The organism is Sorangium sp. So ce693 (assembly GCF_051521375.1).
Classification (GTDB): domain Bacteria; phylum Myxococcota_A; class Polyangia; order Polyangiales; family Polyangiaceae; genus Sorangium; species Sorangium atrum.
Map to the genome: position 1 here is coordinate 957,726 of NZ_CP150347.1, position 22,159 is coordinate 979,884.

At 72.3% G+C, this 22,159-nt stretch carries 18 protein-coding genes; 11 read left to right on the plus strand and 7 right to left on the minus strand.

Features of this window, described 5'->3' with window-relative positions; all coding sequences use genetic code 11:
• Positions 1–3 precede the first annotated feature (3 nt).
• Complete coding sequence (locus tag WMF14_RS03660) at positions 4–1,320, plus strand: hypothetical protein (RefSeq protein ID WP_272097760.1); 1,317 nt, start codon at positions 4–6, stop codon at positions 1,318–1,320.
• A 103-nt stretch (positions 1,321–1,423) separates the two neighbouring features.
• On the opposite strand, the gene WMF14_RS03665 is transcribed toward WMF14_RS03660, so the two are convergent.
• Positions 1,424–1,858 (minus strand): DUF6918 family protein, encoded by a 435-nt coding sequence (locus WMF14_RS03665; RefSeq protein WP_272097761.1) that lies wholly within the window; start codon positions 1,856–1,858, stop codon positions 1,424–1,426.
• A gap of 611 nt (positions 1,859–2,469) precedes the next feature.
• On the opposite strand from WMF14_RS03665, the gene WMF14_RS03670 reads away from it, so the two are divergent.
• Entirely contained in the window at positions 2,470–3,288 is an 819-nt protein-coding gene (locus WMF14_RS03670; RefSeq protein ID WP_272097762.1) for a hypothetical protein, read from the plus strand.
• 32 nt (positions 3,289–3,320) lie between these two features.
• Here WMF14_RS03670 and WMF14_RS03675 read toward each other — a convergent pair whose 3' ends face one another.
• The gene (locus tag WMF14_RS03675) at positions 3,321–6,029 is read right to left on the minus strand and encodes a glycoside hydrolase family 15 protein (RefSeq protein WP_437798794.1); all 2,709 of its coding nucleotides are present in this window, start codon (positions 6,027–6,029) and stop codon (positions 3,321–3,323) included.
• Positions 6,030–6,123: 94 nt separating this feature from the next.
• On the opposite strand from WMF14_RS03675, the gene WMF14_RS03680 reads away from it, so the two are divergent.
• The 7 genes from WMF14_RS03680 to WMF14_RS03710 all read left to right on the plus strand — a co-directional run bounded on the left by WMF14_RS03680 (position 6,124) and on the right by WMF14_RS03710 (position 12,186).
• Positions 6,124–6,678 (plus strand): OmpA family protein, encoded by a 555-nt coding sequence (locus WMF14_RS03680; RefSeq protein WP_272097764.1) that lies wholly within the window; start codon positions 6,124–6,126, stop codon positions 6,676–6,678.
• A gap of 150 nt (positions 6,679–6,828) precedes the next feature.
• Positions 6,829–7,569 carry a MotA/TolQ/ExbB proton channel family protein gene (locus WMF14_RS03685; protein WP_272097765.1) on the plus strand — a complete coding sequence of 247 codons (741 nt, stop codon included), beginning with the start codon at positions 6,829–6,831 and terminating at the stop codon, positions 7,567–7,569.
• Positions 7,570–7,584: 15 nt separating this feature from the next.
• Entirely contained in the window at positions 7,585–8,085 is a 501-nt protein-coding gene (locus WMF14_RS03690) for a biopolymer transporter ExbD (protein ID WP_272097766.1), read from the plus strand.
• Positions 8,082–8,942: a TonB C-terminal domain-containing protein gene (locus tag WMF14_RS03695; protein ID WP_272097767.1), complete on the plus strand. Its 861-nt coding sequence runs from the start codon at positions 8,082–8,084 to the stop codon at positions 8,940–8,942. The genes WMF14_RS03690 and WMF14_RS03695 overlap by 4 nt, the downstream gene beginning before the upstream one ends.
• A complete protein-coding gene (locus WMF14_RS03700) occupies positions 8,933–10,267 on the plus strand; it encodes a tolB protein (RefSeq protein ID WP_437798796.1) in 1,335 nt (444 codons plus the stop codon). The genes WMF14_RS03695 and WMF14_RS03700 overlap by 10 nt, the downstream gene beginning before the upstream one ends.
• Before the next feature lie 323 nt (positions 10,268–10,590).
• Positions 10,591–11,163, plus strand: coding sequence for a hypothetical protein (locus WMF14_RS03705; RefSeq protein ID WP_272097769.1), 573 nt, complete (start codon positions 10,591–10,593; stop codon positions 11,161–11,163).
• A gap of 486 nt (positions 11,164–11,649) precedes the next feature.
• Positions 11,650–12,186: a hypothetical protein gene (locus tag WMF14_RS03710; RefSeq protein ID WP_272097770.1), complete on the plus strand. Its 537-nt coding sequence runs from the start codon at positions 11,650–11,652 to the stop codon at positions 12,184–12,186.
• Positions 12,187–12,379: 193 nt separating this feature from the next.
• Here the strand turns inward: WMF14_RS03710 and WMF14_RS03715 are convergent, their stop codons facing one another.
• From WMF14_RS03715 to WMF14_RS03725, 3 genes are all read right to left on the minus strand, one after another.
• The gene (locus WMF14_RS03715; RefSeq protein WP_437798797.1) at positions 12,380–14,065 is read right to left on the minus strand and encodes a protein kinase domain-containing protein; all 1,686 of its coding nucleotides are present in this window, start codon (positions 14,063–14,065) and stop codon (positions 12,380–12,382) included.
• Positions 14,066–14,390: 325 nt separating this feature from the next.
• Positions 14,391–15,218: a bifunctional hydroxymethylpyrimidine kinase/phosphomethylpyrimidine kinase gene (thiD, locus tag WMF14_RS03720; RefSeq protein WP_272097772.1), complete on the minus strand. Its 828-nt coding sequence runs from the start codon at positions 15,216–15,218 to the stop codon at positions 14,391–14,393.
• Between the two features lie 71 nt (positions 15,219–15,289).
• A complete protein-coding gene (locus WMF14_RS03725) occupies positions 15,290–15,514 on the minus strand; it encodes a hypothetical protein (RefSeq protein WP_437798798.1) in 225 nt (74 codons plus the stop codon).
• 199 nt (positions 15,515–15,713) lie between these two features.
• On the opposite strand from WMF14_RS03725, the gene WMF14_RS03730 reads away from it, so the two are divergent.
• Together WMF14_RS03730 and WMF14_RS03735 are read left to right on the plus strand one after the other, a co-directional pair.
• On the plus strand, positions 15,714–16,499 hold the full coding sequence (locus WMF14_RS03730; protein WP_437798800.1) for an ABC transporter ATP-binding protein: 786 nt from the start codon (positions 15,714–15,716) through the stop codon (positions 16,497–16,499).
• Between the two features lie 6 nt (positions 16,500–16,505).
• Positions 16,506–18,635 (plus strand): ABC transporter permease subunit/CPBP intramembrane protease, encoded by a 2,130-nt coding sequence (locus WMF14_RS03735; protein WP_437798801.1) that lies wholly within the window; start codon positions 16,506–16,508, stop codon positions 18,633–18,635.
• Here WMF14_RS03735 and WMF14_RS03740 read toward each other — a convergent pair.
• Together WMF14_RS03740 and WMF14_RS03745 are read right to left on the minus strand one after the other, a co-directional pair.
• Positions 18,621–20,558, minus strand: a complete 1,938-nt coding sequence (locus tag WMF14_RS03740) for a glycoside hydrolase 5 family protein (protein ID WP_437804138.1) — start codon at positions 20,556–20,558, stop codon at positions 18,621–18,623. The genes WMF14_RS03735 and WMF14_RS03740 overlap by 15 nt on opposite strands.
• Before the next feature lie 164 nt (positions 20,559–20,722).
• Positions 20,723–21,742, minus strand: a complete 1,020-nt coding sequence (locus WMF14_RS03745; RefSeq protein WP_272097776.1) for a LacI family DNA-binding transcriptional regulator — start codon at positions 21,740–21,742, stop codon at positions 20,723–20,725.
• Between the last annotated feature and the right edge of the window lie 417 nt (positions 21,743–22,159).

The following is a 22,159-nucleotide window of genomic DNA, read 5'->3' on the forward strand; positions in this document are numbered from 1 at the left end:
GGCATGTACCGCAAAGAGGTAAACGAGCGGAGCCCCATGCGGGTCTTCGAGGGGTCGATGCACGGCGGGCTGGGTCGCGGCAACGTCGGCGTCATCGTCTCCCGGCCCGGCGTGGGCAAGACGGCGTTGCTCGTGCAGATCGCGCTCGACGATCTGCTCCGGGACCGCCGGGTGCTCCACATCTCGCACGAGAACGCGGTCGATCACGTCCGCGCGTACTACGACGAGATCTTCCACGATCTCGCGCAGTCGATGCGGCTCGAGGAGCCGGAGGCCGTCCGGCTCGAGGTCGAGCGGCACCGGCAGATCTACTCGCACCTCGGCCACGTGAAGGCGTCGGCCGACGCGCCCGAAGAAGCGGCGCGCCTGTGGGTCGAGAAGATGCTCGAGACGGTGGCGTTCGCGCGCGGCGTCGCCCACTTCGAGCCCGACGTGATCATCGTCGACGGCTTCGACGTGGCGGTCGCGTCGGAGCAGGCGATGGAGGCGCTCGGGCGGCTCGCGAAGGAGCGCTCCGCCGAGGTCTGGGTCGCGGCCCAGGTCGACGAGGCGGGCCCTCCGGGCAAGCTCCCGGCCGCGCTCCAGAGCGTCGAGCGCCACCTCAGCGTGGTCGTCTACCTGCAGCCGGAGCGCGACGTGGTCCGCCTGCGGCTGCTGAAGGACCACGGCAACAAGGACCTCGCCGATCTCCACCTGCGCCTCGACCCCCACTCGATGCGCGTCATCGACGAGGACGTGCGCCCCCCCTCGGAGCGGCCGAGGGACCCGCGGAGCTTCCGCCTGCACTCGGGCGGCGCCAAGGGGGCCGAGGCCGAGTTCGGCGCGTGCGCCGAGCGGTACGGGGTGCAGGAGCTGAACTACAGCTTCGAGGGCCACCGGCTCCTCGAGCGCCAGCGCGGCGTGGTCGTGCTGGGGGACGACGAGCTGCGCAAGGGCGACTTCAGCCTCGTCTACGTGTCGCGGCGCCTCGGCCGCGTGCTGAGCGAGATCCCGCTCGTGCGCAACATCCTCCAGACGATCTGGCACCAGATCAACGCGGCCAGCCAGGTCTTCGTCGTGGGGACGCTCCAGGAGGACGGCACCGTGCGCGGCGGCACCGGCTGGGGCGCGGAGCTCGCGCGCCTCTGGAAGAAGCAGCTGTTCGTCTACGATCAGGAGAAGCGCGGCTGGTTCCGCTGGAGCGGCTCGGCCTGGGAGATGGCGCGGCAGCCGTGCATCGCCAGCGAGAACTTCGCCGGCATCGGCACGCAGGATCTCAACGACGCCGGCCGCGACGCGATCCGCGACCTCTTCGCGCGGAGCTTCGGCGAGCCTGGCTGAGCGCCGATCGCAGGGGCGCCCTCCGCCGCGCACGCGGCCGCGGGGGCGCCTCGCTGCGGCGCGCAGCAGGCCGGCGTGAAGCGGGCCTGCTGCGCCGAGCCGCTCAGGCCGTGTGCTTCTGGATCAGCTGGGCGAGGCGCGGGACCGCTTCCTCGACGTTCTTCTTCGCCGAGCCGCGCAGCTTCTCGTAGGTGCCGCGCACGACGCTGCTCGACGACGACTTCGCCTTCTCGTCGGTGATGCTGAGGAGCGCGTCGGCGATCCGCGAGCGGTTCGACGTGAAGAAGGAGCTCGGGTTCCCGCCGCTCGAGGCCTCGGTCCAGATGGGATCGAGCTTCTTGGCGAACTCGGGCAGGAGCTTCTCGACCACCTGCTGGATGAAGCCGGGCTTGATGCCCTTCACGGCCGCGTAGCCGGCCTTGACCGCCAGGCCGGAGAGTCCGCTCTTCGAAGCCACCTCCTCGTCGACCAGCGTGCAACAGTCGGCGACGACCTTGGATTTCTTGTTCGCATCGAGCAGCGTTTCGCTGAGACCCATTCTCGAACTCCTCCGGGCGCTTCGGAGACCGGTCGCGGCCCCCAGACCCGTGTCAGCATGACCCCCGGCAGGGAGCCGCGACCCCGTCGAGCGGACAGGTGGTCCGCTCCCGACCACACCGAAGCGCGGCTCTTACCACAGCAGCCCGAAGGCCGGCATCGCAAGCGCCCACCCGGGAAACCTTCGGTCCAGGACGGCTCTCGTCCGACGTCGGCCGTCCTGGATGGCAATGCAACGCCGTCTCGCGCTCGATTCTCGGAAATGCCGCGCGGAGACCACATGCATGGCCGCCCCTCGCGCGCCATACTCAAGATGTAATTTGAATCACAGTTTGGCGTGGCGGGCGCTCGCCGCTGTCGTGTTGCGAGGCCTGCGGGGGGCTCATGGACGTTACCTGCGAAATCTGCGGAATCGTCACCACGGTGTCGAGCGACGCGCGCGGCGGGGCTGCGCTCGAGTGCAGCGTCTGCGGCGGTGCGATGCTCCGTGCGCACGGGAGGGGCGCGGCCTCGCCGCCGGCGGGAGGCGCCGGCCATCGATCGAGCCGGCCTCCTCCGCCGCTCCGGCGATCGAGCGCGCCCTCGGTGCCACGGAGCGACGATGACCCGACGATGATGGACCTCCGGTCGCTCGCGCTGAAGTCGTTCATCGCGACGCTTCCCGCCGCGACGACGACGTCGAGCGCGTCCACGGCGAGCTCGGTCGGGCCGGGCAGCGGCCCGGTCGCCCCGGCGGCGGTGGGCCTGACGACGCCGCAGGCGAGCCGGGGCGCGGAGTCGATCGCGTCGATCGCGTCGACCGCGTTCGCGGGCACGCCGCCGGTCGGGGTCGATGCGCCGAGCGTGAGCGATGTGATGGGCGTCCACGACGCGCTCGTGCCTGTCGCGGTACCCTTGCGGGCGCGATCACGAGCCCGCGTGCGCGTCCTCGCGGCGGCGACCGTGGTCGGCGCCCTGGTGATCGCCGTCGGGCTCACGCTGATCGTCGGCGGGATGTCGCGCGCGCCGGGGGATGACGTGCCGCCTGCAGCGCAGCGCGGCGTGTCCCGGGCCGGGGAGATCGCGCGGGAGGTGAGCGTGCCGGTCGCGGCGCCTGGCCCTCGGAGGAGGGCGCTGCGCGGGCCCGACGCGCGCGCGCCAGCGGCCGACGACGACGACGCCAGCGCCGCCGAGCCCGTCCCGGCGCCGCAGGCGCGCGCCGCACCGGAGACGGGCGCGCGCGAGGCCTCCGGGGCGGGGGTGCGCCCGCCCGCCGCGTCGGGGGCGCGCGCCCGGCCGGAGCGTCAGCCTTCACCTCCGCCCGCGTCCGAGGAGGTGTCGCGGCCCCAGCCGCCGGTGTCGCTCACCGACGCGATGGCCGCCGCTGTCGCCGACACGCCGGCTCCCGCCGCTGCGGAGACGCAGCCCCAGGCCGACACCGGCGAGGAATAACCCGCGCCGAGGGCGCGCGCGCTCGGCGAGCGTCAGCGCTGCGCTCTGCGGCGCCGTCGCGTGCGGCCGGCCGCGGCCACGGCCGCCGCGAGCGCCGAGGGCGCGGCGTCACGGCCGCTGCTCGCGAGGCGGCAGCCGCATCCGGCGTCCTCCCGGAGATCGCCGCTGCTGCCGCCGCCGCCGTTGCTGTCGTTGTCGCTACCGCCGGCGGCGTCCGCTCCGGCGGCGTCCGCTCCGGCGGCGCCCACGCCGCCGGCGCCCGCCCCGGCGGCGCCGCTGCTCGAGGGGCCGCCGCCGGCGCCGCTGCCGCTCGCGGCGCTCTCCTCGAAGTACGCGCCGCAGGCCGGGCCGACGACGAGCCCGTCGCGCGCCGCGAGCGCGAGCGCGTAGACGCCCGCGCCGAACCCCACCATGGGCGCGTTGAACTTGTAGGTGCCGCGGATCTCGTCGTAGGTCTCCGCGATCGCGAGGTAGTTCGCGGCCGACTGATCGAGCACCCACCGGAGCAGCCGGTCCGAGCGCGCGACGTCCCCCATGAGCCGCGCCGCGACAGCGCCGCGCAGGTCGGTCACGACCCACTCGGCGCTGTCGTACTCGCTGCCCCAGGGGCTCAGGTCGTCCGCGCCGGCGTGATCGGTGCGATCGTCGTTCCGGGACCACCCGGCGCCCGCGGGGACGCGCAGGTGCTCGTCGAGCCCGGCGAGCGTGGCAGCGGCGATGCGCCCCTGCGGATCGAACAGGCCCATCGCGATCCCCTCGAGCACCGCCGCGTCCCAGTAGCCCGAGCCCGACGTGAGCTCCTCCAGGTTCGCGGCGAGCGCGCCCGAGGCGTCCGTGAGCCGCGCGGCGATCGCGGCGCGCAGCCGCTCCGCTGCGCCGCGGTACCCCGCGGCCCGTTCCGCCTCGCCTCGCCGCTCCGCGACGGCCGCCGCGTCGCACAGGCCGCGAGCCGCGGTGATGCTCGTGTACGCGAAGGACCGCTCGCGCCCCTTCCAGTGGGTCTCCCAGATCGACGAGTCCTTCCGGACGAGCCCCGTGTCCGGATCGATGAGCGCGACGAGGGCGTCCGCGACCTTCGTCGACGCGGCGGCCCAGCGCTCGTCCACGAAGCCCGTATCCCCGGTGAGCTCCTCGTACTGGCGCAGCGCCCAGAGGAACAGGCCGAACCCGTCGAACTCCAGGTTCGGGCCGAAGTCGTTGAAGTCGGTCTCCTCGACCCCGAAGCCGTGGTAGCGCACCAGGCTGATCTGGTACGGCGGCATGTCGTACGACGCGAGCTCGCTCCAGCCCTGGAAGCGCCCTGCCTCCGCGTCGAGGTAGAACCGCAGCGCGTCGCGCGCCTCCGCCTGCATGCCGAGGGCGGCCATCGCGACGGTCGCGTACGCGCCGTCGCGGATCCAGGCGACGGTCCACTCGCCCGGCGGGAGGCTCGCGAGGACGGCGCCGTGGCCGCGGTGGGCGATGGTGGCCGGCAGCGTGGCCGGCGCGCCGCCGAGCGTCGTGCCGAAGCGCGTGGCGCGTGGCTCGGAGTCCCGCGTCAGGTGCTCGCGCAGGAAGGCGTGGCTCTCGCGGGACTGCGCCATCCGGAGCATGACGGCCGACTGCCGGAGCAAGGCCGTCTCCTCGGGCGACGCCGAGGGCGGCACCCGGATCGAGCCCTGGAACGCGCGGTACGCGGCGATCTCGTCCGCGACCACCTCCGCCGCGCGCTTCGCGCCGAGGTACGCGTCGAGGGCGCCCTGCACGAGCGGATCCGCCGCGCCCGAGGGGTCGCCGTGGTGCGCGAACGCCACGCCGACCCACCGCGCCTCGCCGGGGCCGATGCTGCCGAGGTCCCACTGGAACGCGCTCACGGAGCCGTCCGCGGTGGGCGCGGCCCCGTCGAGGTCCGGCAGATCGGCGCCGCCGTCGTCCGCGACGATCCGGTAGACGTCGAGGTCCGGCGGGCTGCCCGCCCTGGAGGCGCCGTGGCGCGCGGGGGGCTCGAGCGCGCGCGCGACCACCACGCCGGCGAAGGCGCGCTCGAGGAAGTCGCGCCGGCCCTGGCTCGCGTCGTAGGCGACGGTCTCGCCCGACTCGCCGATGTCGGCCATCACGCCCGGGCGACCGAAGCCGAGGTGGAAATTGTGCAGCGAGAACGCCGACACGCCCTCCGCCGGCCCCTCGCCCCGGTTCTCGATCCGCATCGCCATCACGAACCCGGCCTGCGGGAGCCCCTGCGGCGCGAAGAAGAGCTGCGTGCACTCGAGGTTGCCGACCCGCTGCACCATCGTGACGACGCCCGTGCCGCCGCGCTGCCCGTCGGTCCAGCCGGCGTAGCCGCTCGCGTCGAGGTCGACGGGGACCTCGGTCAGCCACCGCTGGTGCCCGTCGGAGCGCAGCCCAAAGTACGCGTCATAGAGCAGATCGCGCGTGCGTACGGCCTGCGGCTGGTTGCCGATCCAGACCTCCTCGCGGCGCTCGTCGAGGAGCGGCTCCTCGGTGGCGGGCAGGCGCTCGCGGAAGTGGGTGAGCCTCGCCGCGCCCAGATCGAGCAGCACCGCGCCGAACCCGTTCGACGAGGGCAGGCGAAAGAACGTGCGCTGCACCGGCGCCTCGGCCCGCGCCGCGTGAGGGGCGGCGAGCGCGACCGACGCCGCTGCGCCGAGCGAGAGGAGCGCGGAGCCGAGGGCCCGGGAGGCGCGAGGGGGACCAGAACGTTGGTGCCCCAAATATTCCCGCGCCTGGTTCGGGCGATGCATCGCGGCACTTTAACGGAATGGCTGTCATCCCGGCGCGCCGGCTCGCCGGCGGGCGCTCAAAATGCTGCAACGCGCCTCCCGGCGTGGTAACGGCATGCCCATGACAAAACTGCCTGCGTTGATCCTCGTGGTCTCGGCGCCCCTCGCCGCCTTCGCGGCTGGCTGCGGCTCCGATCCGCAGCCGCCGGCGAATGTCGCCAGCGATGTCGCGCCCCCTCCGGTGGCGAAGACCGCCGCCCCGCCTGCCCCGAAGCAGGACACCGCGAAGCCGACGAGCGGATCGATCCGCATCGACGACAAGATCCTCAAGGCCTGCGGCGATCTGCCGACCGCCCGCTTCGCGTTCGACTCGACGGCGATCGAGGGCGAGGCGGCTGGCACGCTCGACGCGCTCGCGCGCTGCTTCGTCTCGGGTCCGCTCAAGGGCAAGGGGATGAAGCTCATCGGCCACGCCGACCCCCGGGGGGAGACGGAGTACAACCTGGGCCTCGGCCAGAAGCGCGCCGGCAGCGTCGCCGAGTACCTCGGCAAGAAGGGCCTCGAGCAGGGCCGCATCGCGACCTCGTCGAAGGGCGAGTTCGAGGCGACCGGCACGGACGAAGAGGGCTGGGCACGCGACCGGAAGGTCGACATCCTGCTTGCGGACTGAGCGCCGCGCCGCGCGCGGCGCTGGGCGAACTTGAAGAGGGCCACGGCCGCGCTTCCAGGCGAGAGAGGGGGCCGTGGCCGCAAACTCCACTGAACTGGGCCGCGCGCGCGGAACCCTGACGAGCCGACTCCCTGACCCGAAGAGATCGAAATGGCCTTCCTGCAAAGCGCCCCTGAGCCGGCGACGGCGGTCCCGATCAAGCTCGATCCCGTCTCCCTCGTCCTCCACGCCTCCGGTCCCGTCTTCCTGGTCGTCTGGCTGCTGATCTTCGCGGCGATCCTCGTCTGGGTGATCGCCGTCCTCAAGGTCCTCCAGCTCGCGCGGCTCGCCTCTCTGCAGGCGCGGTTCGAGCAGGAGTCGGCGCACGCCCACTCGCCCGATCAGCTGTTCGCGCTCGCGCAGCGGCACGCGGACGCGCCCGGCGCCCGCGTCGTGATGGAGCTCAGCCGCCGCGTCGGGACGAGCCGGCTCCTCGACTCGATCGCGAAGCGGGCGATCGTGACCGAGACGCAGCGGGCGAGCGCGCTCATGCCGACGCTCTCGTCGATCGCGGCGGCGTCGCCGTTCATCGGCCTGTTCGGTACGGTCTACGGGATCATGGACGCGTTCCTCCGCATCGGTCAGCAGAAGAGCGCGTCGCTGCCCGTGGTCGCCCCGGCCATCGGCGAGGCGCTCATCGCGACCGCGATCGGGCTGTTCGCCGCGATCCCGGCGGTCATCGCGTACAACGGGATCAACAAGCGCGTCGACGACCTGCTCGCCGCGCTCGAGGCCGCGAGCGAGGGCTGGGTGGAGATCGCGTCGCTCTCCGCGCGGGGGATGCAGGAGTCCATCCCGCTGGCGCTCCAGCGGTCGAGCGACCGGCCCACGCCGGTGATGCCGAAGGGCTGAGGGGCGGGGCCGGTCATGGGCATGTCGGTCGGTGGAGGGCGCAGGCGGCGGGGCGGCGGCGGTTTCAGCGACATCAACGTCACGCCGCTCGTGGACGTGATGCTCGTGCTCCTCGTTGTGTTCATGGTCACGGCCCCGCTGCTCACGGCCGGGCTCCGGGTCGAGCTGCCCAACGTCTCCGCCGAGGAGGCGCCGACGAAGGACACGAAGCTCGTCGTGACCGTCACGAAAGAAGAGAAGATCCTCTTCGGCGAGGACGACGCGACCGCCGACATCGAGGGCGTGCTCGCCTCGAACGGGCGCGTGCAGAAGGAAAAGGAGCTCTACATCCGCGCCGACAAGGACGCCCGCTACGGCGCCGTGGCGCGGGTCGTCGCCGCGGCCCGGGCCGCCGGGGTCGAGGGGCTGAACCTCCTCGTCCAGCCGGAGATCGAGCCGGAGGGCGCGCCGCCGCCCGGGGGAACGGCGCCGCGGCCCGGCGGAGCCGCGCCTCGGCCGGGGGGATCGGCGCCGTGAGCACGGCTGCGGCGCGCGCGCCTGGACCGACGACGCCGCCTGGGCAGCGCCGGCCGGCGAGCGACTTCCGCCCGCGGGACATCGCGCTCGCCGTCGCGGTGGCGGTGGCCGTGCAGGCGGGGGCCGCGGTCGCGGTCAGCCTGGCCGATCTCGCCGTGCCCGCGGCGGCGCCGGAGATCGAGAAGGGGCCGAGCGTCCCGGTGAAGGTCGTGCCCGTGCTCGACATGGACACGCCGCTGCTCAAGCTGGGCGGCAAGCGCGACAAGATGAAGCTGCCCGACCGGTGGGTGCGCCAGACGCCCAAGCCGCGCGTCGAGCAGAAGGCGTTCGTGTCGCCGAGCGCGGGCAAGACCGAGGCGGACATCCCGCCCAAGGAGGTCAAGATCGCCGACGCGGGCACCGCGCCGCCGCCGCCCGACGCCGCGGTCGCGAAGCAGGTCGACACCGAGCTCGATCCGAAGGCCGACGCCGCCCCGGCCGCCAACGTCGACCAGGAGGGCCACGAGGACGGCGTGAAGGAGGGGACCGAGACCGATCCCCTCAAGGCGCGCGCGGTGGATCTGTACCTGGCCCGCATCGCGGGCTGGTTCTCGAGCAGGTTCCGCGTGAACGGCTCGGGGCTCCCGCCGGAGGAGCTCACGAAGCACAAGCCGCGTGCGGTGATCGTCCTGTCGGACGGGCAGATGGTGAGCTACACGCTGACGCCGAGCGGGAATCCCGCCTTCGACGCCGCCGCGCAGGCGACCCTCGAGGCGGCGAAGGGGCAGGCGCTGCCGCCGCCGCCCGAGAACTATCCCAACCTCGGGCAGAAGCAGGTCAGCGTCACGTTCGTCTGTAGAGAGACCACATGCGACTAGCTCGATACGCCCTCGGCGCCCTGGCGCTCGCCGCCGCCGCGCTCGCCACTCCCCCTGCTCCTGCGCAGGCGCCGGCCTCCTCGGCGGCGCCGCCCAACCCGGACGAGCTGCTCGGCCACATCACGGTCGTGGCCGGCGCGACGCGCCCGCTCCCGAAGATCGGCGTCCTGCCGTCGCTCGTCTCGGACCCCGAGGACGTGACGATCCACAGCGTGGTCCGGCGCGACCTCGAGCTGTGCGGCGAGTTCGAGGTGCTGCCCGACAGCGCCGCGCCCGACGGCCTGTACCTCTCCGACAGCCCGGTGGACGTGAAGGCGTGGTCCGCGAAGGGGGTCGAGGCGGTCGTGAGCGTGAGCGGCAAGAAGGTCGCCGCCGACAAGGTCGAGCTCGTCGGCCAGGCGTTCCTGGTGAACCGGGGGCAGGCCCCGGTGTTCGACAAGAAGTTCATCGTGCCCCTCCGCGACGTGCGCTTCGAGTCGCACCGGGTGGCCGATCAGCTGATCGGCGCCCTCACCGGCCAGAACGGCGGTTTCGCCAGCCACATGACGTTCGCCTCGGGCTCGGGCTCGCTGCGACGCGTCTTCACGATCGACGCCGACGGCCACGACGCCAGGGCCGTCTCGCCGCCCGACCAGACCGCCATCGCCCCTGCGTTCGGGAAGCACGAGCAGCTCCACTACGCGGCGAGCGTGAAGGGCGACGAGTACAAGGTCTTCACGCCCGCCGGCGGCCCGCTCCCGCTGCCCGTGAAGGGCTCGGTCTACGGGATCGCGTTCTCGAAGGATCGCGCCCAGGTCGCCCTCAGCATCGGGGTGGGGTCGACGATCAAGCTGTTCTCCGGTCCCGATCTCCAGAGCATCAAGCCGGCGTCCGAGGTGGGGATGGCGCTGCACCCGGTGTTCACGCCGACCGGCAAGCTCGCCTTCTCCGGCGAGGGCAGGTACGGACAGCGCATCTACGTCGGCGAGAAGGCGATCTCTCCGGACGGGCTCTTCGCCTCGGCGCCCACGTTCTGCAACCACCCCGACGGTGTGAAGGCCGTCTATGCCGTCGGCGTGGGAAAGAACACCGATCTCGTCGCCTCGGGGGAGACGGGCGGCGGCCTCGTGCGGTTGACCCAGAATCAGGGCAGGAACGGGTACCCGGCCTGCAGCCCCGATGGGCGGCTCGTGGCGTTCTTCTCCACGCGCACCTCCGGCGAGGGGCCAGGGCTCTACGTCATGCGCGTCGACGGGCAGCGTCCGAAGCGCATCTCGAACCTCCTCGGGGACTCGCTGCGCTGGGATCCTCTTCCGCCCGGCAAGGCCGTCGAAGCGAAGAACTGACGCGGGCGAGCCGCGGGCACGGCCCGAACATCCGGCGAGTGTCCGATCGAGGGCCGCCCGCATCGTGGCTGAGCCAGGTGTTCTCTCCCCGACAACTTTTTACGTCCAGGCACGTCTGACGTGGGTAGTTCCTGCGCGCCCTTCCGCGCCGCTGCTGCGAGCGGATGCGAAGGGAGTCCGCGCTCGCAGCCCCCGCTTCCTTGGCCCGCCGCGTCGGTCGCGGTTAGCCTCCGGACTGCTCAGGGAGAGAGTTGGCTGGAAAATTGCAACAGAATTGGGGCGAACCGCCCTGGCCAGCCAGCCGAGGGGAAATGGAGAAGAGCATGGTGTCGAGCCGTATCTGGACCGCCATCGCGATTGTCTGGGCCTTCTGCGCCGGTGGCTGCAGCTCGGTGGCAGCGGTTCAGGAAGCGAGGATCAGCGAGCAGGGGGGGTTCAGGGACCCGGAGCACCGGCTCGCCGCGGCGGAGGACGGGGGTTACTGCAGCGCCGAGGTGCTGCGCTGGCAGTACGATGAGCCGGCGGGGATGCTCCGCCTTGCCGATGCCCGTTTGATGCTCGACTGCTGCGGGAAGCGCGCGATCCACGTCGAGAGGATCGACAATCTCTTCGAGGTCACCGAGCAAGACGCGCCGGACGGCGCGGGAGGTCGCTGCAGCGAGCAGTGCGCCTTCGATCTGTCGGTCGGCGTGCGCGACGTCCCGCGGGGCGAGATCTACGTGAAGTTGCTGCGCGATGTGGTCGATCAGCAGAGCGGCCCGGCCGTGATCTGGAGCGGCTCGGTAGATCTTGGCGTCTCCGGCGGCGCGGTCGTCCTCGACGAAACCCCCGCGGAAGCCGGCTGCCAGGCGAAGGGCCTCCCGCGCCAGCGCAGCAAGACGGTCGCCGCACGATGAGGCGCAGGCGCTGAGCACACGCCCCCTGAACGCGCCGCCGCACCTCGAGCCCGCGGTGCGGTCGGCAGGGGGAGGGAGAGCTCGCGAATTGTCCCGCCGCGGATGTCGGCGCGCGGCGCGCGGCGTGTGGCGACGCGTGGCGGCATGTGGCGATGGGTGGGATGGCGGAGCAGGTGAACTGACCATGACGTTCATGGTCAGAGAATCGGGCTAACTCTGCCACTTTCGCCTGGACAAGTATTCCAGAAACCCGTAGATCACACTCGAATGTGCGTGCAGCTGCTCCGGGGTGCGGCATGCGTTCGCACCTTACGTACGTCGGCTTGCAGCTGAATCCCTAGGCGCAGGTAGCGGACACGTGAAGCGCGTATCTAGAGGCCCTGGTTCTTTTTCTTTGGGCGTATTTTAACAGTGTCGCGGGACAGCCAAGGAAGTCGGGGCATGAAGTACCTGGGGGTCTGTGGAGCGCTTGCAACGGTGGGATCGATGCTCGCTCTGAGCGCGTGCCTCGAGGCGGAGCCCGCGCACGTGGGGCTCGTGAGCGAGGCCGGCGGGTTCGTGGAACCGGAGCGGCGGCTCGCCTCCGAGGGGGAGGAGAGCTACTGCGGGGCCGAGGTCCTGCGCTGGCGCTACGACCGGGCGAGCGGGGCCCTGAAGATCGCGAACAGCCGGCTCCTGCTGAACTGTTGCGGGCAGCGCGCGATGCACGTCGACAGGATCGACAGCATCTACGAGATCACCGAGAGGGACGAGCCCGACGCGACGAATCCGAGGTGTGATTCGGTCTGCGCGTTCGACTTCGCAGTGGCGATTCCCGAGGTCGCCCCGCGCAAGGTCTACGTGCGGCTGCTGCGCGACGTCGTCGACGCTCAGGGCAGCGCAGAGCTCATCTGGCAGGGAGAGATCGACGTCCGGCAGTCGACCGGCGAGGTGGTGCTCGATGGCGTCGCCGCTCCGGGTGAGGCGTGCAGCGGGCCGTCCCAGCAGCCGCTCACAGCCCGGCAGCAGCTCGCCGCTCAGTAGCCGCTCGCTGCTCCGGCCTGGGAGCGGGCTCCCGTCGTGCAAGAGCGCTCGCAGGGGGCAGGCGCTGCGCGGGCTGACACCGGCGCGGTGCGCTTGGTGATGGGCTCCGCGTCTTCGTGACGGAGCACGCGCTCGATCCACGGCCCGGTCCCGGTGCTCGAGCGACGGTCGAGCAACGACCCGGCGGACTGCCTCAGTCGATCAGCGTGCGCGCGGGGCGGCCAGGCTCGCACTTCACGAGCGTGGCGGTCAGCTCGAGCGTCTCGGGGAGCGTGCCTTGCACCTGCGCGACGACCTGCTCGACCACGTGCTGGGCCTCGTCCAGGTTGGGACCCACGATGGAGACGACGAACGTGAGCGGGCCGGTGCGCCCGGCCGCGGCCGGCGTCAGGCTGAGCAGCAGCGTCTGGGTCAGATCGACGACTTGAAGCGCGGCCTTGCGGAGCGCGAGCATCTCGAGGATCGTCGGTCGCAAGCTCACGAGGCCGTTCTGGCCGCGGAGCTCGAAGCGCGCGATCTGCATCGGCACCTCGGCCCACTCGGCGAAGAAGCCGTCCTCGTCGATCGCCTTCATCAGGTGCTCGCGCACGAGCAGCCCCGTGAGGCCGTCGCGCCGGGCGAGGTAGCGCTTCGCCTTGTCGTGGTGCGGCGAGTCGGGCCCGAACGTGACCACCATGAGGCGGCACTCGCCGAGCTGCACCTCGGCCCCGTGGAGCAGCGAGACCTGCGCTTTGCGCTCGAAGGGGAAGTCCGCGTACGTGCCGTTCGTGCTGTTCAGATCCTCGACCAGCCAGGAGCCCGTCTGCCAGCGGAGGAGCGCGTGTGAGCCGGAGACGGTCGCCTCGGCGAGGACGAGATCCTGATCGCTGCGGCGGCCGATGGAGAGCACCGGCTTCTGCAGCGGGAACAGGGTGGAGACGCTGTCGGGCGCGTTCGTGGCGTACGTGATGAGCAGCGACTGCGCGCCGGGCGTGAACTGCGTCTTGATGGCCCGCCCAGGCGCCGGGCCTGGATCGATGCGCTCGCGCGGCAGCTGGATCGGCGCGGTCGCGGTCTGCGTCGGGTTGAAGAACCGCATGTGCCGCGCCTGCGGGCGCATCTGCGGATCCGGGTTCAGCGCGCGGAAGATCTGCCTGATCTCGTCGTTCGTCAGCGCAGCGGGCACGTCGAACGTGATCTGCTGCTTCATCGTCTTGAGCCGCGGCTTGTAGCCGGGCTCGGGGACGCGGCAGGTCCACATCTCCCAGAGCGTCAGCGCCGCGGCGTAGACATCGTCCTCCGGGCTCGCGCCGCCGCTGCGCAGCCGCTCCGGCGACATGTAGTGAGGCGTGCCGCCGTCCGGAGGCGCCCCCGGCTTGCGCACGGCGGCGCGGGCGCGCTCCTTCGCGAAGCCGAAGTCGAGGATGACCGCGCGATCGTCGGCGACCATCACGTTGCCGGGCTTCAGATCGCCGTGCACGAGCCCCTGCTGGTGGATCGCGGCGAGCCCCGCGCAGACGTCGGTCGAGATCTTGCGGAACTCGTCGGCGCTGAAGCCGCCCGACGTCTTGCGCTTGCGGATGTGGTTGTGGAGCGTCTGCCCGGGGATGTACTCCATCACGAGGATGGGCCCCCACGGGCTCGGGGCGAGGTCGTGCACGCGGCAGACGTTCGGGTGGCGGGCCTTCTGCGCGAGGATCACCTCCTGTCGCAGGGCCTCGTCGTCGCCGGGCATGGCGGAGGCCTCGGGCACCACCTTGAGCGCAACCTGCTGCTGGGTGAGGCGGTCGAAGGCCAAGAACACCTCGCCCATGCCGCCTTTGCCGATGCTCTTCAGGACCTCGTAGCGGTCGTTGATGACCGTTCCGACGTCGATGGGAGGGAGGGGATCTTTGGTCACGGCCACGGGCGCACGAAGGGTGAGGAAGAGCTCCGCGACGGCGCCGAAGGAGACGCGCCGGGACGCCGATACGGACTGCGCGCAGGGTCGTCCATTCGCGCTCCGGGCGCAACGAGTCGTTGCACAAGGGCTGCAGGCGGCCCGTTCGGCGCCGCACGGGGCCGCCCCGCCGCTCCTGCGCAGGGCCGCCTGGCCACCGTGCGGGGCCCGCGGGGCGCGGCCGCCGCGGTCGTCGCAGCCGCCGCGGTCGTCGCAGCCGCCGCGGTCGTCGCGGTCGTCGCGGTCGTCGCGGTCGTCCACAGACGCGCGCGGCGCGCGGCGCTGTTCAGGGGAACGGCCGCGCCGTGTGGGCGTGGTTCAGCGGACCATGGCCCTGGCCGAGCCCCGGCGCGGAGCGCATGGCCTCGCGGAGGTAGCGCCGCGCGCGCCCGATCGACGGGACGAGGGCGAGGCCCTGGGCGAGGCCAGCGGCGATGGCCGAGGCGAGCGTGCAGCCCGTGCCGTGCGTCGCGCGCGTCTCAATGCGCGCGTCCTCGAACAGCAGCTCGCCCTCCGGCAGCCCGGAGGCGCCGGGCCCCGGCGCGGCCCGGAGGACGTCGACGACCGTCGCGCCCGGGAGGTGGCCACCCTTCAGCAGCACGGCGCGCGGCCCCATGGCGAGCAGCTGCGCGGCGGCGCCGCGCATCGCGTCCACGCTGTCGATGACCACGCCGGTCAGCGCCTCGGCCTCGGGGATGTTCGGCGTGAGCAGCGCGGCGAGCGGCAGGAGCCGGGCGCGCAGGGCGCCCTCCGCTTCGGGCTTCAGCAGCCGGGCGCCGCCCTTGGCGACCATCACGGGGTCCACCACGAGCGGCGCGCCGCGGCCGAGGCGCTCGTAGACGCGCGCGACCTCGTCGATGACCTCGGCCGAGTGGAGCATCCCGGTCTTGATGGCGTCCGCGCCGATGTCGTCGAGCACCACCTCCATCTGGCGACCGATGAAGTCGGGAGGCACCGGGAACACGGCGTCGACGCCACGGGTGTTCTGGGCGGTGAGCGCGGTGATCGCCGTCGCGCCGAACGCGTCGAGCGCGGTGACTGCCTTGAGATCGGCCTGGATTCCGGCGCCGCCGCCCGAGTCGGATCCGGCGACGATGAGGACGCGTCCTTTCATGAAGCTGAAGCCTCCGGGCCGCGCGCGGCGGCCGGCCATGTGTCGCTCACGCGCGCTCGCTTCGCCGCACGTCAGTAATGCTTGTCGAGGACCGCGGGATCCTTCGTCGTCGCGAAGACCGAGTCGCAGCGCCGGCACCTGTACTTCACCTTCGTCGGCCGGGCCGAGATCCCGAACGCGAGCTGGATGTACCCGAGGACGCGGTACTCCGCCTCGGCGCTCACCATGTAATGATCGCGACCGTGGCCGCAGGGGCACTGGACCGGCTCGGGCGTCGTACGGTCGCGATAGGGCATCGAGGACGGGCTCGTTGGCATGGACGTCAGCGTAGTCTAGGGAGCCCGCGGCGGACGTCGAGAGGCGGCGCCGCCACGCGGCCTGGACGGGGGCGACCGGGCGGCGCGAGCAGGCGGCGGTGCGCCGGGCCGCCCTGCGTGCGGGCCCGTACGAAGGGCGCTTTGCGCCGCGCCGCGGACCGAACTAGGAGACGCTCCCATGCGCCCCGCCCTGTACGCCGAGCGTCTGGTGAAGCGGTACGGCGGCGTCACGGCCGTGGACGGGGTCGATCTCGCCGTGCACGCCGGGGAGGTCGTCGGGCTGCTCGGGCCGAACGGCGCGGGCAAGACGACGACCTTGCGGATGCTCGCCGGCATCCTGTCGCCGGACCAGGGGCAGATCCTTGTCGGCGGCGTCGACCTGGCCGCGAGGCCGCTCGAGGCGAAGCAGCGCCTCGGCTTCCTCTCCGGGGACACGCAGCTCTATCAGCGGCTCACGCCCCGCGAGGTGCTCCGCTACTTCGGTCGGCTGTACGGCATGGAAGAGGCGGCGCTCTCGCGCCGGATCGACGCACTCGTGGCCGACCTGGAGATGGAGGCGTTCGCCTCGCGGCCGTGCGGCACGCTCTCCACGGGGCAGAAGCAGCGCGCCAACATCGCGCGCGCGTTCCTCCACGAGCCGCAGGTGCTCATCCTCGACGAGCCGACGACGGCGCTCGACATCCTCAGCGGCCGCTTCATCGTCGCGTCGATCCGGCGGGAGCGCGCCGCGGGCAGGGCCATCCTCTTCTCGACGCACATCATGAGCGAGGCCGAGTACCTCTGCGACCGCATCGCCCTCATGCACGAGGGCCGCGTCGTCGACGCCGGCACGCTGCCCGAGCTCCTCGGGCGGTCCGGCACGACGAACCTGACCGACGCCTTCCTCCACCACGTGGAGCGGAGCCGCCCGAGCGCTGCGCGCGATACGCCCGAGCGCCCGAGCGCGCCCGCGCAAGGAGGCTGAGGCGCCGTGAGGCTCGCCATCGTCTGGACGATCCTCCGCAAGGAGCTCGTCGAGTCGCTCCGGGATCGGCGCACGCTCGTGCGCCTCGTCGTGGTCCCGCTCCTTCTCTACCCGCTCTTCGCGCTCGCGATGAGCAAGCTCGTCGGCTTCGAGGCGGATGCGCGCGAGGCGCGCCCGTCCAGGATCGCGGTCTGGGGAGAGCTCGCCGAGGACCTGCAGACGAGGCTCTCGGCGGCGGGCAAGATCGAGCTCGCGCCGTGGGCCGGCGCGCCCCCCGACGTGCGCGAGGGGCTCCTCTCCGGGGCGCTCGCGCCGCCGGCGGGGCCGGCGCCCGCGGCGGACGAGGGCGAGGCGCCGCCCTCCGAGGCCGAGCCGCCGAGGTGGATCGAGCCGGAGAACCCCGTGCTCGCCGCGGCGCGCGCCGCGGTGAGCGAGCGCAAGGTCGACGCGGTGCTCGTCCCGTGGCCCTCGCTGGGGGCCGAGCTCGGGCGCGGCGGGAAGGGCGCCGTCGCGATCTACTTCGACTCGGTCCGCGCCGACTCGGCCACGGCGGAGGCGCGCCTCGAGGGCGCGCTGCGGCGCGCCCGCAAGGCCATCATCGCGGATCGAGAGGTGGAGCGCGGCCTGCCCGAGGGGTTCTCGCGCGCGTTCGACGTCGTGCCTCGCGACGTCGCGGCGGACAGCCGCAAGGTCGGCCAGATCCTCGGCGCGATGATGCCGATGCTGCTGATCCTGATGTCGCTCCTCGGCAGCTTCCTCCCCGCGATCGATCTGACGGCGGGCGAGAAGGAGCGCGGCACGATGCAGACGCTGCTGTGCGCCCCCGTGCGGCCCATCGAGATCATCTCGGGCAAGTTCCTGGCCGTGTGGGTCATCTCGCTGCTCACGGCGCTCGGCAACGTGGTGAGCATGTCGCTCACGGTGAGCCGGTTGCTGCCCGACGCGATGGTGGTCGGCCCCGGCACCTTCGCGCTGACGTTCGTGCTGCTCGTGCCGGTCACGCTCCTGTTCTCGGCGCTGTTCCTCGCGCTCGCCGTGTTCGCGAAGGACTTCAAGGACGGTCAGAACGCGCTCATGCCGGCGTACCTGCCGCTCTCGCTGCTCGCCGGCATCACGGCCCTGCCGGTGGTCGAGCTCAACCCGTGGACGGCCTACGCCCCGGTCCTCAACATCGCGGTGCTGATCAAGGCGCTGTTCGTCGGAGAGGCGCCGGCCGATCTCCTCTTCACGGCGCTCGTCTCCTCGGCGCTCTATGCCTGCCTCGCGCTCCTCTTCGCCGCGCGCGTCTTCGAGCGCGAGAGCGTGCTCCTCGGGGGGCACGAGTCGGCGCGCGCCGTGCTCGGCCTGGGGCGCCGGGCCGGCGGCGTCCCCTCAACGGGCTTCTCGCTGGCGGCGTTCGCGGGCGTCCAGGTGCTTTTCTTCTATGGCAGCCTGCTCATCGCCCGCGCCAGCGTGGCGGTCCAGCTCGCTGTCTCGCAGGTCGGCTTCTTCCTGGTCCCGACCCTCGCGCTGGTCGCCGGCTTCGGCTACTCGCCGCGGGCGACGCTCGGCCTCAGGGCGCCCGCGGTCCGCGGCGTCGCCGGGGCGCTGCTCCTCGGCGTCTCGGCGTGGGCCGCGATCGGCGGCACCGTCCTCCGGTGGTTCCCCGCGCCGGAGCCCTTCGCCCGTGAGCTAGGGGAGCTCGTGCTGCTCGGCGGGCAGCCGTACCCGGTCGTCCTGCTGCTCGTCGCCGTCACGCCGGCCGTCTGCGAGGAGCTCCTGTTCCGCGGCCTCGTCTACGCGGGCCTGCGCCGCGCCGGGCCCGCGGTGGCGATCGTCGTTTCGGCGCTCCTCTTCGGGCTCGCGCACGGGTCGGTGTACCGGCTCCTGCCGACGTTCTCGCTCGGGCTGGTGCTCGGCTACGCGCGCCACCGCACCGGCTCCGTGCTGCCCGGAGCGCTGCTTCACGCCCTGAACAACGGGCTCGCGGTGTCGCTCCTCTATTTCAAGCCGTCTTGGGGGCAAGGCGTCATCGAAGGAGAGCTCCTGCCGTGGAGCATCACGGTTGCAGGGATGGTCGTCTCGCTGGCCGGGCTGCTCCTGCTCCGGTTCTCGGCGCCGGGCGCGCCGGAACCGGACGATTCACCGCGGCCCTGATCGCAGCTCGAGGATCCGCACGTCGTACGGCGAGAGCTCCACGGCGTGGACCGGGGATTTGCCGCCCAGCTCGGTCAGGTGCCCCGAGGCCGCGGCGGGCTTCACCGAGAGCGGCTGATCCGCCTGGCTGACCAGGAACACGAAGCGGCGGCCATCGCGGTGGCGCAGCGTGTCGGCCGCGACGCGCGGGTCGTCCACCGTCACCGGCCGCTTCACGCCGGCGAGCTCGGCGAGCGCGTCGTAGAGCCGGTAGGTCGGCTCCGGGTTGATCCGCGGGGTCGCCGCGGCGAAGTGCTCGATCGGATAGGTGCAGAGCACGACGCTGCCGCTCCCGATCTTGCGCCGCAGCAGCGCAGGCCGGCCGCGCTGGTCGACCGCGACGACCTCCGCGCCCCTGGCGCGCACGGGCAGGTAAGCGCGGCTGTTCTCGGTGCCGGAGACCGGGAACGTGAGCGTCGTGCCCGCCGCGATCGTGCCGAACTGGCATTCGAAGGTGAGCTTCGCGCGATCGTCCTCGATCGGATCGACCATCCCGTAGCGCAGCTGGTGCTCGACGCCGAACATCGCGTTGAGGTGCGCGTACCACGGCCCGCGCTGCGATCCGTGCGTGCCGTGGCAGTACGACGCGTAGACGACCGCTCCGGCGGACGCCAGCCGCTCCAGGAGATGCCATGTGGGCGCGGTCAGCTGCTTGGCCGACGGCAGCAGGTAAAGCCGGCAGTCCTCGGCGATCCCGTCTCGCTCCCGGGTCAGCCCGACCGGCAGGTCCGCCTCCTTCGCCGCGATGTAGGCCTGGCGCAGCATCGTGAACAGATAGCTGCGGTCCTCGGCCTCCGTGAACGGGAACGCGCCTTCCAGGTACGATGGGACGATGATCGCCGCGTCGGCCGGCTCGCGCTCACAGCCGAGGACGTCGATGTCGGAGAGCACCTTCGCGAAGCGGGCCATCTCCTCGAGCTGCGGCTTGGGGCGGCCGTCGACGGTCGTCAGCCCGAAGTGGAGCTCGAAGGGGTGGTGCCTGTAGGGATCCTGGTGGATGAGATCGAAATCGGTGTTGTTCCAGCCGATCCAGCCCGTGGCGCCGGCAAGCAGCGTGTTGTGGAGGACCTGACGGTAGTAGTGCGCGGCGTTCTCGTCGGAAGCGAAAGCCGATGACACGCCGAACTCCTCCAGCACGACGGGCTTTCCGAGGAAGCCCGTGAGCTCGCAGACGAACGCCGCGCCGTAGTGCTGGCGCACCAGGTCGTTCTCCATCCGGTACACGTGCGGGCCGAGGAAATCGACGAGCGCGCCGAGATCGCGGACGGAGAACCCATTGTCGTTCCCCGTGACCTCGATGCCCCACGCGCCATCGCCGATCGAGATTGGCTGGCTCGCCCCGCCGGCCCGCAGCGCCTGCACGACCAGGCTCGCCCAGCTCGTGACGTTCTCGCGGATCGAGCGCTCGCGCTCGCCGTAGATCGGCATTTCGTTGGAGACGAGCCAGCCCGTCACCGCCGGGTGCCCCGCGAAGCGCCGCGCCATCTGCTCGGCGAACCAGGCTTGCCGGGCCACCATCCACACGTCGCCGTAGAGGTCCCGCCCGCGCCGCCAGGCCGGGTCCCAGTTCTCGCCGGACATGTGGCCGACGAGGAGGGTCGGGATCGTCGTGAGGCCCGCCTCGACGTGCGCCTCGAGGAAATCGGCATAACGCGCGACGCAGTCCTCGTCGATCCGGTCCGGCTCCGGCATGAAGTGAGGCCAGTAGAAGAACGACCGGGTCATGGTCAGGCCGTGATCGGCGAGCACCCGGAGCTCCTCGCGGACCACGAACGGATCATAGCTCTGCCACATGAGCGGGCCGCCGCGCCTCGACCAGAAATTGGCCCCCAGCCAGGCGATCGCCTGTTGACGAACTGCGACTTTGGCGAAATTGCGATGCATAGTCCTCACGTCCTGGTCATGCAGAGCGGCGCTCTCGAACACCGTCCGTCACCCTGCTCGCGGCGCGGCCGGCGGGCGACTTAATCGGTCCAGTTTACGTTACTTAATCGGTTCAGTCTATGCGCCCGTGCGGGGGGCCGCGCCCTCGCTCGGGCGAGGCCGTCTCATGCGCGGGGGGGCGGGGCGGTGCTGCCCCGCGTCGCGAGCGTCGGCGCGCTGCACTCGTCGTCGGTGACCGGCTCTCCGGCGACGAGGCGGAGGAGCAGCGCGGCGGCGCGGGAGCCGTGCTCGGCGATGTTGCGGCGCACCGCGGTCAGGGCGGGGTGCACGAGCTGGCACAGCGCCGAGTCGTCCCAGGCCACGATCGAGAGGCGCTCCGGCACGTGGACGCGCATCTCGTGGGCGACCGCGAGCGCGGCCACGGCCATCACGTCGTTGTCGAAGACGATGGCCGTCGGCGGCGAGGCCTCGGCCAGCAGCCGCCGTGTGGCCTGGCCGCCCGCCTCGCCCGTGTAGTCGGCGTGGACCGTCTGCACCCGATCCAGGCGCCGCTGGCGTGCGGCCGCGGTGAACGCCTTGGTCCGGACCGCTGTGTGCACGAACTCCGCGGGGCCGGCGACCCGCGCGATCGACCGGTGACCCAGCGCGGCCAGGTAGTCGACGACGGCCCGCATCGCGCTCGCGTCGTCGCTCCACACCGCGGGCAGCTGCCCCTTGCCCGCCGGCCCGCCGATCACCACCGCCGGGAGCTTCAGCTCCTCGATCAGCTTCACGCGCGGATCGTCGTCGCAGAGGTCGACGAGGATCACCCCGTCGACCCGCCGCTCGGCCCACCAGCGGCGGTAGGTCTCCACCTCGGCCACGCGATCCTCCGTGACCTTGAGCAGCAGCGCCTCGGCCTTCTCGGACAGCTCCGCCTCGATGCCGGAGATGAGCTGCATGAAGAACGGCTCGATGCCGAGCATGTGCGCGGGCCGATCGATGACCAGGCCGACGGCGCCTGCGCGGCCGTCGGAGAGCGCCCGCGCCGCGTTGCTCGGCTGCCAGCCGAGCTCCGCCGCGATGGCCAGGATCCGCTCGCGCGTCGGCTCCGACACGCCGGGCCTGCCGTTCAGCGCATACGACACCGCTCCTTTGGACACCCCCGCACGCCACGCGATGTCCGTGATCGTCGGACGCTTCACGCATCACCTCCGCTCCAGGCGACGGATCGCGCCTGTTGTGTGAACCGGCTTCTCCGCATGGCCCCGGTTGGATAGCACGACGGCCCGCGGGCGAGCCGAACGCCGCGCAGGGTCGAACGCCGCGAGCGAGCGAAGAGCCTGGCGCAGCCTCTCCCACACCGTCGCCTGGCCAGGGACGGGGGGCGGGGCGCCGCGCCGGACGGCCGCGAGGGGCCGGCCAGCGCGCCGGGATCACCAGCCCGGGGCTGACTCGATCGCCGGCGCGAGCTCCGCGGCCATCGCCTCGTGCTCCGCGGCGTCCGATGATCGCCGGCGCGAGCTCCGCGGCCATCGCCTCGTGCTCCGCGGCGTCCGGGGGGGTCCCGCAGCCCTCGCCCGGTGTCGACGGGCCAGCCGTGAACTGAATCGGTTCAGGCC

Bases quoted from the DNA above. Each gene is read 5' to 3' on its own strand.
- WMF14_RS03690 (WP_272097766.1), top strand. From the start codon at position 7,585: ATGGGCATGTCGGTCGGTGGAGGGCGCAGGCGGCGGGGCGGCGGCGGT.
- WMF14_RS03680 (WP_272097764.1), top strand. From the start codon at position 6,124: ATGCCCATGACAAAACTGCCTGCGTTGATCCTCGTGGTCTCGGCGCCC.
- WMF14_RS03685 (WP_272097765.1), top strand. From the start codon at position 6,829: ATGGCCTTCCTGCAAAGCGCCCCTGAGCCGGCGACGGCGGTCCCGATC.
- WMF14_RS03675 (WP_437798794.1), bottom strand. From the start codon at position 6,029: ATGCATCGCCCGAACCAGGCGCGGGAATATTTGGGGCACCAACGTTCT.
- thiD (WP_272097772.1), bottom strand. From the start codon at position 15,218: ATGAAAGGACGCGTCCTCATCGTCGCCGGATCCGACTCGGGCGGCGGC.
- WMF14_RS03740 (WP_437804138.1), bottom strand. From the start codon at position 20,558: ATGCATCGCAATTTCGCCAAAGTCGCAGTTCGTCAACAGGCGATCGCC.
- WMF14_RS03700 (WP_437798796.1), top strand. From the start codon at position 8,933: ATGCGACTAGCTCGATACGCCCTCGGCGCCCTGGCGCTCGCCGCCGCC.
- WMF14_RS03705 (WP_272097769.1), top strand. From the start codon at position 10,591: ATGGTGTCGAGCCGTATCTGGACCGCCATCGCGATTGTCTGGGCCTTC.
- WMF14_RS03660 (WP_272097760.1), top strand. From the start codon at position 4: ATGTACCGCAAAGAGGTAAACGAGCGGAGCCCCATGCGGGTCTTCGAG.
- WMF14_RS03710 (WP_272097770.1), top strand. From the start codon at position 11,650: ATGCTCGCTCTGAGCGCGTGCCTCGAGGCGGAGCCCGCGCACGTGGGG.
- WMF14_RS03725 (WP_437798798.1), bottom strand. From the start codon at position 15,514: ATGCCCTATCGCGACCGTACGACGCCCGAGCCGGTCCAGTGCCCCTGC.
- WMF14_RS03730 (WP_437798800.1), top strand. From the start codon at position 15,714: ATGCGCCCCGCCCTGTACGCCGAGCGTCTGGTGAAGCGGTACGGCGGC.
- WMF14_RS03670 (WP_272097762.1), top strand. From the start codon at position 2,470: ATGATGGACCTCCGGTCGCTCGCGCTGAAGTCGTTCATCGCGACGCTT.
- WMF14_RS03665 (WP_272097761.1), bottom strand. From the start codon at position 1,858: ATGGGTCTCAGCGAAACGCTGCTCGATGCGAACAAGAAATCCAAGGTC.